This is a genomic window from Pseudomonas sp. MBLB4123, from assembly GCF_051904775.1.
In the GTDB taxonomy this organism is placed as follows: Bacteria; Pseudomonadota; Gammaproteobacteria; order Pseudomonadales; family Pseudomonadaceae; genus Aquipseudomonas; species Aquipseudomonas benzenivorans_B.
On record NZ_CP196711.1, the window covers coordinates 53201 to 68110 of the forward strand.

At 55.8% G+C, this 14910-nt stretch carries 17 protein-coding genes; 5 read left to right on the plus strand and 12 right to left on the minus strand.

The features are described 5' to 3' along the window. The gene (tadA, locus tag ACSX1C_RS00245) at window positions 1–480 is read left to right on the plus strand and encodes a tRNA adenosine(34) deaminase TadA (protein ID WP_439889455.1); all 480 of its coding nucleotides are present in this window, start codon (window positions 1–3) and stop codon (window positions 478–480) included. A gap of 3 nt (window positions 481–483) precedes the next feature. Here tadA and mltF read toward each other — a convergent pair whose 3' ends face one another. Then, a complete protein-coding gene (mltF, locus tag ACSX1C_RS00250; RefSeq protein WP_439887727.1) occupies window positions 484–1944 on the minus strand; it encodes a membrane-bound lytic murein transglycosylase MltF in 1461 nt (486 codons plus the stop codon). Between the two features lie 167 nt (window positions 1945–2111). Between mltF and purL the strand changes: the two genes are divergently transcribed. Beyond that, window positions 2112–6008, plus strand: a complete 3897-nt coding sequence (gene purL / locus ACSX1C_RS00255; RefSeq protein WP_439887728.1) for a phosphoribosylformylglycinamidine synthase — start codon at window positions 2112–2114, stop codon at window positions 6006–6008. Window positions 6009–6026: 18 nt separating this feature from the next. After that, on the plus strand, window positions 6027–6296 hold the full coding sequence (locus tag ACSX1C_RS00260; protein WP_439887729.1) for a CDGSH iron-sulfur domain-containing protein: 270 nt from the start codon (window positions 6027–6029) through the stop codon (window positions 6294–6296). Between the two features lie 240 nt (window positions 6297–6536). Here the strand turns inward: ACSX1C_RS00260 and ACSX1C_RS00265 are convergent, their stop codons facing one another. Beyond that, on the minus strand, window positions 6537–6758 hold the full coding sequence (locus ACSX1C_RS00265) for a hypothetical protein (RefSeq protein ID WP_439887730.1): 222 nt from the start codon (window positions 6756–6758) through the stop codon (window positions 6537–6539). Window positions 6759–7129: 371 nt separating this feature from the next. Here ACSX1C_RS00265 and ACSX1C_RS00270 point away from each other — a divergent pair, with 371 nt between their 5' ends. Continuing rightward, window positions 7130–7444, plus strand: coding sequence for a hypothetical protein (locus ACSX1C_RS00270; RefSeq protein WP_439887731.1), 315 nt, complete (start codon window positions 7130–7132; stop codon window positions 7442–7444). A 16-nt stretch (window positions 7445–7460) separates the two neighbouring features. Here ACSX1C_RS00270 and ACSX1C_RS00275 read toward each other — a convergent pair whose 3' ends face one another. The 10 genes from ACSX1C_RS00275 to ACSX1C_RS00320 all read right to left on the minus strand — a co-directional run bounded on the left by ACSX1C_RS00275 (window position 7461) and on the right by ACSX1C_RS00320 (window position 13664). Then, the gene (locus ACSX1C_RS00275) at window positions 7461–8015 is read right to left on the minus strand and encodes a tyrosine-type recombinase/integrase (RefSeq protein WP_439887732.1); all 555 of its coding nucleotides are present in this window, start codon (window positions 8013–8015) and stop codon (window positions 7461–7463) included. A 127-nt stretch (window positions 8016–8142) separates the two neighbouring features. Beyond that, window positions 8143–8445 carry a hypothetical protein gene (locus ACSX1C_RS00280; RefSeq protein ID WP_439887733.1) on the minus strand — a complete coding sequence of 101 codons (303 nt, stop codon included), beginning with the start codon at window positions 8443–8445 and terminating at the stop codon, window positions 8143–8145. A gap of 17 nt (window positions 8446–8462) precedes the next feature. Then, on the minus strand, window positions 8463–8753 hold the full coding sequence (locus ACSX1C_RS00285) for a hypothetical protein (protein WP_439887734.1): 291 nt from the start codon (window positions 8751–8753) through the stop codon (window positions 8463–8465). Window positions 8754–8966: 213 nt separating this feature from the next. After that, window positions 8967–9830 carry a hypothetical protein gene (locus tag ACSX1C_RS00290; RefSeq protein WP_439887735.1) on the minus strand — a complete coding sequence of 288 codons (864 nt, stop codon included), beginning with the start codon at window positions 9828–9830 and terminating at the stop codon, window positions 8967–8969. A gap of 266 nt (window positions 9831–10096) precedes the next feature. Then, window positions 10097–11023: a hypothetical protein gene (locus tag ACSX1C_RS00295; RefSeq protein WP_439887736.1), complete on the minus strand. Its 927-nt coding sequence runs from the start codon at window positions 11021–11023 to the stop codon at window positions 10097–10099. Between the two features lie 61 nt (window positions 11024–11084). Then, on the minus strand, window positions 11085–11318 hold the full coding sequence (locus ACSX1C_RS00300; RefSeq protein ID WP_439887737.1) for a hypothetical protein: 234 nt from the start codon (window positions 11316–11318) through the stop codon (window positions 11085–11087). Then, window positions 11318–11833, minus strand: coding sequence for a hypothetical protein (locus ACSX1C_RS00305; protein WP_439887738.1), 516 nt, complete (start codon window positions 11831–11833; stop codon window positions 11318–11320). Before ACSX1C_RS00305 ends, ACSX1C_RS00300 begins: the two co-directional genes overlap by 1 nt. 215 nt (window positions 11834–12048) lie before the next feature. Continuing rightward, window positions 12049–13101: a hypothetical protein gene (locus tag ACSX1C_RS00310; protein WP_439887739.1), complete on the minus strand. Its 1053-nt coding sequence runs from the start codon at window positions 13099–13101 to the stop codon at window positions 12049–12051. A 187-nt stretch (window positions 13102–13288) separates the two neighbouring features. Further along, entirely contained in the window at window positions 13289–13483 is a 195-nt protein-coding gene (locus ACSX1C_RS00315; protein WP_439887740.1) for a hypothetical protein, read from the minus strand. Between the two features lies 1 nt (window position 13484). Beyond that, window positions 13485–13664 (minus strand): hypothetical protein, encoded by a 180-nt coding sequence (locus ACSX1C_RS00320; RefSeq protein ID WP_439887741.1) that lies wholly within the window; start codon window positions 13662–13664, stop codon window positions 13485–13487. Window positions 13665–14527: 863 nt separating this feature from the next. Between ACSX1C_RS00320 and ACSX1C_RS00325 the strand changes: the two genes are divergently transcribed. After that, entirely contained in the window at window positions 14528–14842 is a 315-nt protein-coding gene (locus ACSX1C_RS00325; RefSeq protein ID WP_439887742.1) for a hypothetical protein, read from the plus strand. The last annotated feature ends 68 nt before the right edge of the window (window positions 14843–14910 follow it).

Here is a 14910-nt window from a genome sequence, read left to right on the forward strand (position 1 = left end):
GTGCGTCAGCCCAGGATCATCGATCGCTCGCGCGACGAGCACTTCATGCGTCAGGCCCTGGCCGAGGCGGCTGCCGGCGCCGCCTTGGGCGAGGTGCCGGTGGGCGCCGTGCTGGTGCAGGATGGCGTCGTCATCGGTCGCGGCTTCAATTGCCCGATCTCCACCCATGATCCCAGCGCCCATGCCGAGATGGTGGCCATCCGGGCTGCGGCCAAGGCCGTCGGTAACTACCGTCTGCCCGGCAGCATCCTGTATGTGACCCTGGAGCCGTGCAGCATGTGCGCCGGGCTGATCGTGCACGGGCGGATCGAGCGGGTGGTGTACGGCGCCACCGAGCCCAAGGCCGGAGTGGCGCTCAGCCGCGGCGAGTTCTTCAGTCAGGGGTTCCTCAACCACCGGGTGCTGATCGAGGGTGGGGTACTGGCACAGGAGTGCAGCGAGATGCTCAGCGCCTTCTTCAAGGCGCGCAGGGCCCGTTAGGCCTCAGAGCGGCGGCAGTTGCTCGCGCGGCGGGTTCTTGTTGACGCCCGGTACGTGCAGGCTGGATTCGGCCACCTGGGTGCCCTCCAGCTGCGGCTGGGTGACCCAGGTGAGGATGTCGTAGTAACGGCGGATGTTGCGCACGAAGTGCACCGGCTCGCCGCCGCGGGCATAGCCGTAGCGGGTCTTGCTGTACCACTGCTTTTGCGCCAGGCGCGGCAGGATCTTCTGCACGTCCAGCCACTTGTTGGGGTCCAGGCCCTCGGCCTCGGTGAGCTTGCGCGCGTCCTCCAGGTGGCCGGCGCCGACGTTGTAGGCGGCCAGGGCGAACCAGGTGCGATCCGGCTCGACTATGCTGGCCGGCAGCTGCTCCTTCACCCGGACGATGTACTTGGCGCCGCCGTCGATGCTCTGCTTGGGGTCGAGGCGATTGGATACGCCCATGGCCTGGGCGGTGCGTAGCGTCAGCATCATCAGGCCGCGTACGCCGGTCTTGGAGGTGGCGGTCGGCTGCCACAGGGATTCCTGGTAGCCCATGGCGGCCAGTAGGCGCCAGTCCACCCCCTGGATCCGGGCGGCCTCGCGAAAGTGCTTCTCGTACAGGGGCAGGCGCTGCTGCAGGTGCTTGGCGAAGGTGTAGGCCCCCACGTAGCCGAGGACGTCGACATGGCCGTAGTAGCGCTCGGTCAGGCGCTTGAGGCTGCCGTTCTGCTGGGCGCGGGCGAGAAACGCATCGACCGCCTCGAGCAGGCTGCGGTCCTCGCCGGGGGCGACGGCCCAGCCCAGGCCCTGGGTGTCGCCGAAATCGAAGGCCACGCGCACGTTGGGGAAATACACCTGGTTCATCGCCAGTTCGTTGGAGTCCACCAGGGTCAGGTCGATCTGCCCTTCGTCGACCATGCGCAGCAAGTCGACCACCTCCACTTCGGCGGACTCCTCGTACTGCAGCTCGGGGAGTTCGATCTTGAGTGCCGCCAACTGCTCGGCGTGGCTGCTGCCCTTGAGCACCAGAATGCGTTTGCCGAGCAGGTCCTGGGGGCGGGTCGGGCGCAGTTGGCCGTTGCGGTAGACGACCTGCGGGGTGACCTGCAGGTAAGGCTGGGAGAAGCGGGCGATCTGCCGCCGTCCGTCGCTTGCCACCAGGCTGGCGGCGGCCAGCACCGGCCCCTTGGCCTCGCCGAGGCGAGCGAACAGCTGGTCGAGGTTGTCGGCGGTCTCGATCTGCAGCTCGACGCCCAGGTCGGCGGCCAGGCGCTTGACCAGCTCGTATTCGAAGCCGGTCTCGCCGTTGCGGTCCTGGAAGTAGGTGGCCGGGCTGTTGCGGGTGATCACGCGCAGCACACCCTCCGCCTGGACGCGCTCGAGGGTACTGGGTTCTTCGACACAGCCGCCGAGCAGCAGGAGGATTCCGATCGCTGACAGCCAGCGGGCGCAGCGGGAGCGGAACGCAGATTGGGCAAACATTAGCGCAGTATACGCAAAGCACCCTGTGCGCCATATCTCGACAGCATCGGCCTTCTCTGCTAGCACGCCGGGCGGCGTACGGACTGCGCTACGGGTGCCGCCGTGCGCCGCTTTAGGCTAGAATGCACGGCCTCAAAGTACACCCCCTTCCCAGAGGCTGTCCCCCGATGCTGATCCTGCGCGGCGCTCCCGCCCTTTCTGCTTTCCGCCACGGTAAATTGCTCGAGCAACTGACCGGCAAAGTACCCGCTGTGACCGGACTGTACGCCGAGTTCGCGCATTTTGCCGACGTCTCCGGTGTGCTCGATGCCGACGAAGAGCGGGTGCTGGCCCGTCTGCTGAAATACGGCCCGAGCGTGCCGGTGCAGGAGCCCAGCGGCCAGCTGTTCCTGACCATCCCGCGTTTCGGCACCATCTCGCCCTGGTCGAGCAAGGCCAGCGACATCGCCCACAACTGCGGCCTGGCGAAGATCCAGCGCCTGGAGCGGGGCATCGCCTACTACGTGACCGGCGAGCTGAGCGCCGCCGAGTCCGAGCAGGTCGCCGCCCTGTTGCACGACCGCATGACCCAGCTGGTGCTGGACACCCTGGAAGGCGCCGCGGCGTTGTTCAGCCATGCCGCACCCAAGCCGCTGACCGCGGTGGACGTGCTCGGCGGTGGCCGCGCCGCCCTTGAGCAGGCCAACGTCGAACTGGGCCTGGCCCTGGCCGAGGACGAGATCGACTACCTGGTGCAGAGCTTCCAGGACCTGGGGCGCAACCCCCACGACATCGAGCTGATGATGTTCGCCCAGGCCAACTCCGAGCACTGCCGGCACAAGATCTTCAATGCCAGCTGGGACATCGACGGCCAAGCCCAGGAAAAATCCCTGTTCGGCATGATCAAGAACACCTACCAGATGCACAGCGAAGGGGTGCTGTCGGCCTACAAGGACAACGCCGCGGTCATCGTCGGGCACCAGGCCGGGCGCTTCTTCCCCGACGCCGAGACCCGCCAGTACGGCGCAGTCGAGGAGCCGGTACACATCCTCATGAAGGTGGAGACGCACAACCACCCGACCGCCATCGCGCCCTTCCCGGGGGCCTCCACCGGCTCCGGCGGCGAGATCCGCGACGAGGGCGCCACCGGCCGTGGCGCCAAGCCCAAGGCCGGCCTGACCGGCTTCACCGTGTCCAACCTGCAGATCCCCGGCTTCGAGCAGCCCTGGGAGGTGCCCTACGGCAAGCCCGAGCGCATCGTCACCGCGCTGGACATCATGATCGAGGGCCCGCTCGGCGGCGCCGCGTTCAACAACGAATTCGGCCGCCCGGCGCTGACCGGCTATTTCCGCACCTTCGAACAGGCGATCGCCACGCCGCGCGGCGAAGAGGTACGCGGCTACCACAAGCCGATCATGCTGGCCGGCGGCATGGGCAATATTCGCGGCGAACACGTGCAGAAGGGCGAGATCAGCGTCGGCGCCAAACTGATCGTGCTCGGCGGCCCGGCCATGCTGATCGGCCTGGGCGGCGGCGCCGCCTCGTCGATGGCCACCGGCACCAGCTCGGCCGACCTCGACTTCGCCTCGGTGCAGCGCGAGAACCCGGAGATGGAGCGCCGTTGCCAGGAGGTGATCGACCGCTGCTGGCAGCTCGGCGAGCAGAACCCCATCGCCTTCATCCACGACGTCGGCGCCGGCGGCCTGTCCAACGCCTTCCCCGAGCTGGTCAACGACGGCGGCCGCGGCGGCCGCTTCGAGCTGCGCAACGTGCCCAACGACGAGCCGGGCATGGCGCCGCTGGAAATCTGGTGCAACGAGTCCCAGGAACGCTACGTGCTGGCGGTCGACGCCGCCGACTTCGAGCGCTTCAAGGCCATCTGCGAGCGCGAGCGCTGCCCCTTCGCGGTAGTCGGCGAGGCCACCGAGGAGCCGCACCTGACCGTCGCCGACAGCCATTTCGGCAACCACGCGGTGGACATGCCGCTCAACGTGCTGCTCGGCAAGGCGCCGCGCATGCACCGTTCGGCCGACCGCGAGGCCGAGCTGGGCGACGACTTCGACGCCGGCGGCCTGGACCTCGAGGACGCCGTCAGCCGCGTGCTGCACCACCCGGCGGTGGCCAGCAAGAGCTTCCTGATCACCATCGGCGACCGCACCATCACCGGCCTGGTCGCCCGCGACCAGATGGTCGGGCCCTGGCAGGTGCCGGTGGCCGATTGCGCGGTCACCGCCACCAGCTTCGACGTCTACACCGGCGAAGCCATGGCCATGGGTGAGCGCACCCCGCTGGCCCTGCTCGACGCCCCGGCCTCCGGGCGCATGGCGATCGGCGAGACCCTGACCAACCTGGCGGCCTCGCGCATCGAGAAGATTTCCGACATCAAACTGTCGGCCAACTGGATGGCCGCCGCCGGCCACCCGGGCGAGGACGCCCGCCTGTACGACACGGTCAAGGCCGTCGGCATGGAGCTGTGCCCGGAGCTGGGCATCACCATTCCGGTGGGCAAGGACTCGATGTCGATGAAGACCCGCTGGCAGGACGCGGGCGAGGACAAGAGCGTCACCGCGCCGTTGTCGCTGATCGTCACCGGCTTCGCCCCGGTCGGCGACATTCGTCAGACCCTGACCCCGCAGCTGCGCATGGACAAGGGCGAGACCGACCTGATCCTGATCGACCTGGGCCGCGGGCAGAACCGCATGGGCGCCTCGATCCTCGCCCAGGTGCACGGCCGGATCGGCCGCCAGGCGCCGGACGTCGACGATGCCGAGGACCTCAAGGCCTTCTTCGCGGTGATCCAGGGCTTGAATGCCGACGGCCACCTGCTGGCCTACCACGACCGCTCCGACGGCGGCCTGCTGGTCACTGCCCTGGAGATGGCCTTCGCCGGCCACTGCGGCCTCAACCTGCAGCTCGACGCCCTGGCCGATGGTCGCGAGGAGCTGGCCGCGGTGCTGTTCAACGAGGAGCTGGGCGCGCTGATCCAGGTGCGCCAGGACGCCACGCCGGATGTGCTGGCACAGTTCAGCGCCGCCGGCCTGGGTGACTGCGTGGCGGTGATCGGCCAGCCGGTCAACAACGCCGAGGTGCTCATCGGCTTCGCCGGGCAGACGGTGTTCGCCGGCGAGCGGCGCCTGCTGCAGCGCCAGTGGGCCGAGACCAGCTATCGCATCCAGCGTCTGCGCGACAACGCCCAGTGCGCCGACCAGGAGTTCGACGCCCTGCTCGAAGAGGACAACCCGGGCCTGAGCGTCAAGCTCGGCTACGACGTCAACGAGGACATCGCCGCGCCCTATATCAAGAAGGGCGTGCGGCCGCAGCTCGCCGTGCTGCGCGAGCAGGGGGTCAACGGCCAGGTGGAGATGGCCGCGGCCTTCGATCGCGCCGGCTTCAACGCCATCGACGTGCACATGAGCGATATCCTCGCCGGTCGCGTCGACCTCGAAGCCTTCAAGGGCCTGGTCGCCTGCGGCGGCTTCTCCTATGGCGATGTGCTCGGCGCCGGCGAGGGCTGGGCCAAGTCGATCCTGTTCAACAGCCGCGCCCGCGATGCCTTCCAGGGCTTCTTCGCGCGCAGCGACAGTTTCGCCCTGGGCGTGTGCAACGGCTGTCAGATGCTGTCGAACCTGCACGAGCTGATCCCCGGCAGTGAGTTCTGGCCGCACTTCGTGCGCAACCGCTCCGAGCAGTTCGAGGCGCGTGTGGCCATGGTCCAGGTGCAGGAGTCGGCGTCGATCTTCTTGCGTGGCATGGCCGGTTCGCGCATGCCGATCGCCATCGCCCACGGCGAGGGCCATGCCGAGTTCGAGAGCGAGGAGGCGCTGCTGGAGGCCGACCTGTCCGGCTGCGTGGCCATGCGCTTCGTCGACAGCCACGGCAAGGTCACCGAGACCTACCCGGCCAACCCCAACGGTTCGCCGCGCGGGATCACCGGCCTGACCAGCCGCGACGGTCGGGTGACCATCATGATGCCGCACCCGGAGCGGGTGTTCCGCGCCGTGCAGAACTCCTGGCGCCCGGACGACTGGCAGGAAGATGCCGGCTGGCTGCGCATGTTCCGCAACGCCCGGGTCTGGGTGGACTGAGGCTGAAGGCGCGGACCCATGCCCGGTGAGTCCGCGCCGCTGTTACCCGAGGTGCGCCGGGTCGCGTCCGGCGATACCTTGCTGCTGTGCCGCTGCGGGCGTTCGCCCGCGCTTCCCGACTGTCCCTCCGACTGTGCCGAAGGCTTGCGGCTCGAGCCTCTGCGCGAGCGGCTCCTACTGCTGTGCCGCTGCGGCCTGTCGAGGTGCCTGCCTTATTGCGACGGCAGCCACAGTCCGTCGGCCAGTGGTTGGCACGCACGCTGGCGGCGCTTCTGGCGTGGCGACTAGGCTGAACGTCTGGGCAGGTCGTCAGTCAAAGCATCGAGTTGTGATGCACGCCGTGGATTACGGCTAAGGCAAAGTGCCATCATTCTGCGGTGTCCTGTTCGGCTATTCTCGATTTGCCCCAGTCGCGGAGATCTCGATGTACAAGCTGTGTTTCCATGCATTATTTAAAAAATTCTTATAAATCAATAGCTTGTATAGATTTATCAGTCTGGTTTCTACGCAATATCTCTACGCAATATTTCATGGTTCAAGGATGAATGAGGTGTCCTTGTCGATCTGCTCCCTGTACTCCTCCTGCAAGACAAGCAACTCATTGAGCTTGTACCTATAGTCACCACCAGTGGCATTGGCCGCTAACATCTCTTTGGCTAGTTGCTTCTGACGAGTCGCCCAAAACGGGGGTTCTTTTCCTTCCGCCACTAGTACGTCTATTACCTTCTGTGCCTGATCGACCATCTTCATCAAATTGTCCTGCATTCTGCTGCTCCTTCCTTAGTTGAAACCAAAAGATAGACCATCCTACCCACCGCCCCAATTTTCAGACGTAGCCCTAAACCAGTGGGGGGGCTGTGTGCTGACTGGAAAGTATCTGAGGCTGGTGTCCTGAGAGGCAAGAATCCTTAGCGCGAGGATGGACCAGCTTAACCCACACAATAAATGAGAAAAATTCGCATTTGGATAATATCAAAATATCGTGGGGGTAGTGCGGTGTAGGGGGTAGGACAACAGCCCTTCGCCTGCTTGCGTGGTGGTGAGAGGGTGCTTGTGCTATACGGAGCTTGTAGGAAGGTGGCGCGATGCCACTTTGTAGCCACGCTGACAGGGACGCCCCCATGAACGAAAAGCTATTTATCCTTGAAAGCCAAAAGAAGAAAACCAACCACATCCTGCACCTGATACTCAGCATTATCACAGGTGGTCTATGGCTTGTGATCTGGCTTCTAGTAGGGATTAGCAACAGCAGCCATAACAGCCGGCTACAAGGCGAGATGAACCACATCATGAATTACAAGGCGCAAGGCCTAAGCGATGTGGATACCTACAGGCAGGTTACTGACGACAAGAACAGGGCAGCAGCGAACAGTCGGATGGCCATCTTCGTGATCTGTATTGCGCTGCTAGTTCTTTTTATCGTGGTGAAGAACTAACGCCCTATGGGGGCCATCAGATGACGAAGTGGTCGTATGTGTTGTCAATGTCATGCTGAGTCAGACCGAGATAATGCATGGTGATCGCTGGGCTTGAGTGGTTCAGCACCTTACAGATGACCTCGATGGATACGCCGCTGCTGTGCATCACCCAACCACGGGTTTTGCGCATTGAGTGAGTGCCTAGGGCAATCCCTAGCTCGTCACCCACGGCCTTGAAAGCCTTTGCTACAGCCACGCGGCTAACGGGCTTGCCGCTTGCTCTGTTGGACTCAACCTCAAACAGATAGGTGTGGTGGGGGTGGCTAGCCTTTCGGCGCTGAGCGATGGCCTGAGCCTTCTCATTGAGCTTGATGCTACGAGTCTTGCCCGTCTTACCTTCCTTGATGATGACGCGGCCTGTGCTGGCTTCCTGCATGGTGATGGTCAGGAGGTCAGTGATTCGCAAGGCTACCTGTAGACCAAAATCCCAAATGTCCTGATACAGGGTGTTGCCCTTGGCGTTCAGCTTGAGCTTGTGACCCACCTTGGCCACTTCCTCTTGCGTCCTTACCGCTTCAACCAATTCCATGCTGACCTCCCGTAAACACTGGTGTTTCTAGTTAACAAAATAATCCGATAGGCAGGAGCATACTGGAAAACGGCTGGTAGTCAACAAATACGGGGCCTTTCTAGTTAACAAAATAGCATTGTGTCAATTAGAGCCTCTGGTCTGAGCTGCCATAGGTGGCGACAAACTCATTGAAGCTGTCGAGGGTGTGGACATACCCAAGGGAGCCTGGGGGCTTCATCGCCTCATTCATCCAACCCAGCGAATACCATTTGACTGACTCAGACCACTCATAGAAGGCGCCGGGGTGGCGCGTTGTACTGAACAGGATGGATTGGAAGCCGTTGTGGGTTGTTCGCACGTCCTGGGATAGCGGTTGCCAGTAGGACAGGAAGTCTTGTAGGTCTGTGTGGGGCAGGAGGCGAGCGTGTAGCCAGAAATAGTAGGTCATTGATTCTCTTCTTATTCTTAGGGGTGGATGGTGTTGTTGGTGGTGTTGAGGTTGTTGATGCTTGTGGCAATCCGAGTCTCATAATCCAAGCTGCGTTCAGCCTGAGCCATGCGAGCTTCCAGACGTGTGAGGCGAACGTTTATCTCTTGGATAAATGCTGCATCCTGAATCTCTACCACCACTCGATTACTGACACGCTCTGACAACAGCAGCGGGTCGATGTATGGCTGAGGGGAAGGAGCGTGGATAGTTGTAAACAACAAAGCGGCAATGAGGGCTGTGTTCAAGAATTGAAGCGCTGTGTGCATAATTCTGTTCTCTCTTGTTTTTATTGATCATTTTTGATCAGTGAATGTAATAATATAACTATATATAGTGATAAATACGCTTAACACCACAATATGTTGTGTTAGGTTATATGCGGGTTATAGAGGGCTTAGCAGGATGGGGAGAAGGTTAATCACCAGAATTAACCCCCTCAAGAGTTGTTGCTAATATTTCTCAATAAGAGAATCTATTCCCTATTCCTTCTGACCAAACTGGAGAAGGGCAGCGCCCATAAGATTGCCTGCACTACGATTAAACATCTTGTCGATGTGCGGTTCTAAGTCGCGAGCCAGAGATTCAGCGTCTGTAGCTTGGCTATAAATATTCAGGATCGGCTGCTCTACCTGCACGGTGTTGTTATTCACTGTACTACTGCTGTGCATAAGCGAGCTGATGGCTTTTTCCTTGGCTTGGCTTGCTTGTAGTTCCCACTCTTTCTTAGAGGGCATCATGGGGCTTGGGTTGGCTTGTGAGAAGCCATAGTCCTTTTGTCCAATCCCGAATGCTTGAGCACCTTTGTAGGCCAGATAGAATGAGCCGGTAACAGGGTTCATTTGAGACAGGTAGCCTATAGGGAGCTTCTTAGCTGCGTCTAATGTACTCTGCTTGGCTCCCGCTTCGCCCTTGGCAATACCCCTAATACCCAAGCTGAAGTCTGCGAATGCACCAAGCGATTGCGCAAAGCTCACTGCCATTTTTTCAGCATGTGGGGCTAAATCTTTAGCGAACACACCGATGGCTTTGTTCACACGATAGAATCCGTCCTCTACGCCCTGAATACTGGCCTCATTCATTACGAATGATCGGGTGTTAGCGATGCGGTTTGCTTCTGCTTGAGATGTTTGTGTACTGAGGGCCAATCCCGGCTTAGCAGAGATAGAGGCGAGTTCTAAGGCACGCAACATGACTTCTGATTTTACTTGGCCTTTCTCCATAGCCTTTAGTAGAGCGCCCATAGCCTCGCCACCAGTAGCACCACTCTTGGTACGCTCTGCCCATGCTTTAGCTACGAATGCGGGGAAGGTGGGGGAGGCATCACCAATTTGCAAAATCTTCAATAGTGGTCGTTAATCACTATCCGTTCTCTTATGAACTGCTGCATATCACTATGCAGATGAGACTAAATCTTAACCCTTGATTGGGGTTCTTCTCGTTTCGGATCACTTGACCCTACTTCCTTTCGGAATAGTCGTTACACACGGAGAGAGATAAATTTATATCTGATCCCCCTTGCTCGGTATTTTCTTACAAGTGGTGAGGTTGTAAGAGGTTCACCGAATTAAAGAAGTTTGCACATAATCATTACTGACTACGGGGGCCAATGTTAACCCTTTAACTCTTCTGCTTGTACCTGACCTTTAGCAAAGATTTGAGCCAGGGCGACACTAAGACGTTTTGTGTTCTCACCACTCAAGTGCAGGACTGTGCTGTGTTCACTCATCTGGCTAAACATCTTCTGACTTGTCTTCAAGTCAAAGCCACTGGCCATAGAACCGGCTATGAGCTTGGCGTAAGTCTCTGCATTATCCTTAGCATTTAAACCTAAGCGGTTTGATTCGTCATATAGATAATTGAATGCGTTTTTTCCACGAACTTCATTCTCTTTTTCAGATAGGGTGGGGTCAGCCACTACGTTCTGAATCAAATTTCTTGCCTGTACTGCGTCTTGGTTGCCCGAATAAAGCGCTCTTGTTCCCGCTACCGTAGCAAAGGCAGCACCAGCACCAGCTAATGCAGGACCACCTAACAACATTGAGCCTGCACTAAGGCCAGCCATTGCACCAGAGCCTAAAGGGCTGTGTGCATTCTTAGCGTAGGGAGTGGAAGTCATATAACGATGAGCAGCAGAAGGCTTACCTGCGTCATATACGCCGAAACCCCCACTGTTACCTGTGAAGGTTTTTGTGTAGACGCGGGCTTGGTTAGCTGCGCGTTGTACAGAAGTTTGCATCTGGCGATTTAGCTTACCCTGATCAATCTCAAAATTGTTGACCTGTAAGCGTAGAAGACGGCTTGTTCTATTAAGGCTGGTTTGAGCGGCTTTCTGTAAGGCCAGCTCATCGAATTGGAACTTCTTAAACTTTAAGAGGGGCATATTCTTTTCATTGAAAGAAAGCGACATGCTCTTCTTGAATTGTTGGGCTTGCTTGGCAATCTTGGCTTCCATCTGCTTAAGGTGTTTATCTACCCTCTTCATTGATGGTAGGTCTACCTTAAAGCCTATACTCGTATAATAGCTGGCAATCTGCATATTGTTCTTCTCTTATGTTGTTAGCTTAGATAGCAGCCCCACGAGGGGGCTGTATGTGTTATTACTTGTTGGGCTTGAAGCCACGAGAAGAAGAACTATCCGACTTAAATAGGATGCCTTCACTTTCTTCTTTCTCTTGAAGAGCGAGAGCGTCCTTGATTCCTTCTACATACAGAAGAAGGTCATCAAGCTCTTTCTTCTTTTTGGCTTGTTCCTCTTCCCACTTCTCGGGATTGTATTTCTTGAGGATTAGATCACTTACTGCTTTTTTGGATTTCTGAATATCGTATTGCATTAGTTTTGCTCCTTGATTAGTGCGTTGTAATATTCTTGTGCCTCGGCTTCTGCTTTGGCTTTCATCTTGGCTAGGCGTTCTTGCTCTTTCCGCTCTTCTTTAGCAATCTCAGCGTTTAGGAGTTGTTCTGCTAACAGGGCTTTCATCGCTTCGTTATGTTCTTCAATCTCTTTTCTATAGGCTTCCTCTGCTTCCTGATAAAGGACTTCAAGGTCAGCCTCGATCTCGTGTTGAGGCTTGTAGATTCGGATGGCGAAATACCCAATACCCGATTGCATTGGCTCCTGTTTGAATCTGGTCTGCCCTTGCAGAGCCTTTTCGATTGCGAAGTCAACAAGGTCTTCGTTGCTGGTGAAGCTGTGCAGCTCAGTTGCAGGGTAAACAAAGTTACCGGGGCTGTACTGATATGATTGATAGTAGCCAGACATATAACGGTCTTTAACGACTTCTTTACGTTGGGCTAGTTCTTCTTGATTGAAAATCATGGGTGATTTGACATGCTTTACTTCTTTCATTTTGTATTTCCTCTATTGGTTTAGTTTGGACGATAGTTGTCCGTTGATTACACTCTTGCGAGTGAATTAGTTTAAATGGTTGTTGTTTGGGTGGTTCTGTCAGAGATATTGCAAGGTGCTATCTGCTGTATCCTTAGTGAGACTAAGGCTGTAGAGGAGATTGAGGGGTTAAAGAGATGGAAATGTGTAAGTACTAACCCCTCTACATACTTTCTTTAAAACGGGCATTCACCCGTTTTAAAGAAAACAGGGCGAAGCGAGGAGTGGTCACAAACGTAGCCATCGACTTCCCACGGCAGCGGTGAGTCATCCAATACCAGCGGGGGCTGATAGACAGGCTTAGGACGGACTGGGGGCATCCCATACTGAGCTACCTTCCATTCCTCAACCCTGTGCTCAGGCGTCCATCCAGCTTCTACCAAGCCAGGGAGAGTGAAGCACTGTGCGTAAGGTTTGCCGTTGAACGTAAGGTCTGGCTTCTCCTTGTGGAGCATCTTGCAGAGCTGTTGACCGAACCAGTATTGAAGGCTTGGTGCTGCCCATTCGTTTTCCTGACAATCGTTAGACTCGATTTGTAGACGTTCTTTTGTATCGAAAAATACGTCCTCAGCACTCTGTAAATACTCAGCATAAGCTTCAAAAGATGCGTCAATCTTTACGCCATAAGACTTAAAGCGTTTTGCCTCTTCCATCATAAGCGGAAAGTAGCGAGTGTGACTTCTGTTGAAGGAGGATAGTGATAGCTCACGCTCTGCGACACTTAGTTCTAACTGTTCGACTGGCATATGTTGCAGAGAACGGCGTAGCTTGTCCTCATACTGCTTGCGAGCTTCTTTAGTCTTAAACTCTTGCTCTTGCAGGGAGTGGCGAACCAGCTTATTTACAAGGCGCTCTTTATATGAAAGTTTTGGGGCGTGTTCAGTTAGGTAATCTTTTAAAGTTTGTCCTAAGAATTTTTCAATCTTGTCGTACACTTTGGCTGCAGGGGTATCATTATCTACAGCCCACTCAGATTTTAGTTCAAGCCGAGAGATAAACTTACCGCCACCTGAGTACCTTGTTCCGCGAGCACGGTTGTATTGCTTCTCTGTAATCACAAGGTTGTGAGGGTGAAGTAGACCAAGCAATCCTTTGGAGTTTACAGGGCAGATGTGTGACAGCTCATAAAACTTATTTAGCTCTCCATCCACGGATACACCGTTAGAGATAAAGCATTCTGTCCTAAGTCGGTCTAACTCATAGAGCGTGTCGGCGGTGTGATTGCTCAATACTTGAATGGTGCCAGCTCTCCGAACCTCTCTTACCAAGTACAGTCCAAAACCAGTGCGACGGAGGCGGGAGACTCTACGTGCTACCTTCCTAACTGTAGCTTTTCGCTGCCTCTGATTTTGATTTTCTCGTTTACAGCCTGGATTACAGAACTTTTGGTCTTTACGGCTGGGGGCATATTTTTCTTTACAGTGGTGGCAGGTTCTCTTTCGCAGCATTAATATCTACCTCTTTAATCGGGTTTTTGTGATTGTTTTCAAACAGGGCTTGATGCAGGTTGCCGATGATGACGTTTAGCGAATGATTGGTGTTTGTGAACTTATAGTGCTCCATAATTCGCAAGAGCTTTTCACTGCTGGCATCGTTTAGCTTAATTCGCATTTTAATTTCCCTCTTTTTCGTTAAGAAGCTTTCGCAACTCCTGATGAACGAAGTGGTCAGCGAGTATCGCAGCGATGGTTTTATTCCAGCTCTTCCCAGTCTCTGCCATCTGTTGTCTGATCTTTTCGGCTGTTGCCACCGACAAGACTATTCGACAGCGTTCTGTGTTGTGTTCATTCATTGTGACTTCTCCTTGTTATGTTCATGGATGATGGTATTCAGTAACTCACTTATCGATTGACCGGACTTCAGTGCTTGTCGTTGTAAGAAAAATAGATTCTCAAGATTAATGAGAAGTGTGCAGCGTTTATACTCAACACTTCCGATGTAAAGTGTATCTCTCATTATATAACTCCTGATTTATGGCAATAGGGGGGCGCTACATGCTGGTGCTGTATTGGGCTCTATAAGGGGGGTTTAAAGCGTTTTAATGCATACCCTGTGGGGTAGCATAGGGTGATGGTAGATCGTTTGATTTAGGGGTGTTTTTCGTAGGGAAAAGCGGGTTTTTATTTGATCTATTGCAGGGGCGTGTCAGTTGTTGCTGGCTTCAGCTTCGATCAACAGTTGTTCGATTTGATCAGAGAGTGTAAATAGCTGCTCTTCTGTATTGAGCCTATATAGCAGCTCTTCAAATGTTAGGTTTAAAGCTGTGCGGGCACGGAATAGCCGAACTCTTAGTGTTGAGGGGGCTGGTGTGTTAGTGCGTGGTCTGGGCATCTGGTAATTCCTCATTTTGATGTATTGGATGTTTGGGGTTTGGGTGCCGACCTTCGGCAAGCTCAGATTGAATAAATTTAAAGCCTGCTGCTGGTCCTTGTCCTGGTAGTGCTTTTTGTCTCCAGCGATGGTAGGCCACATGACACCGGGAGGAATCGAGCTTTCTGTTTTGGTACGTTGTGGACATTGGCTGACCGCACCACATACACGGTTTAATAATTACGGGCATAGAAATACTTCCTTCTGATTAAGGGCTATGTGTAAGAAATTCAAAATTTGGGATAAAGAAACCCCGAACACACGCCACACGAGGAGGGAGATGGGATGTGTTCAGGGAAGAAAGCGAAGGCTTTACTTTTTAAGTTAACTCAAGCTCTGGAACAAGAAGAGGGAAGACCAGAGTGTGAGTTAACGGCTACCGTGATCGAGCAAGAAGAAGAGGAATCGAACACGGTAACAAGAGGGGAGGTGTTGGTTACAGTTGCAAGAAGAGTGAGACTACAGCCAACTAAAGAGGAAAAATTTATTCTCTCCCTGCACACATTATTATACAATGTTATTCTTGTTTTGTATATACTTTTGGGGGTTTATATTGAAACAATTCAGAGTCTAACAGTAACTAAAAAAGTGGACCCCTGATATTTAAAGGCTTGCAGACGTATTTAATAAATTTCGAGATTGGAACAATCCGACGAACGGTAGTGCTA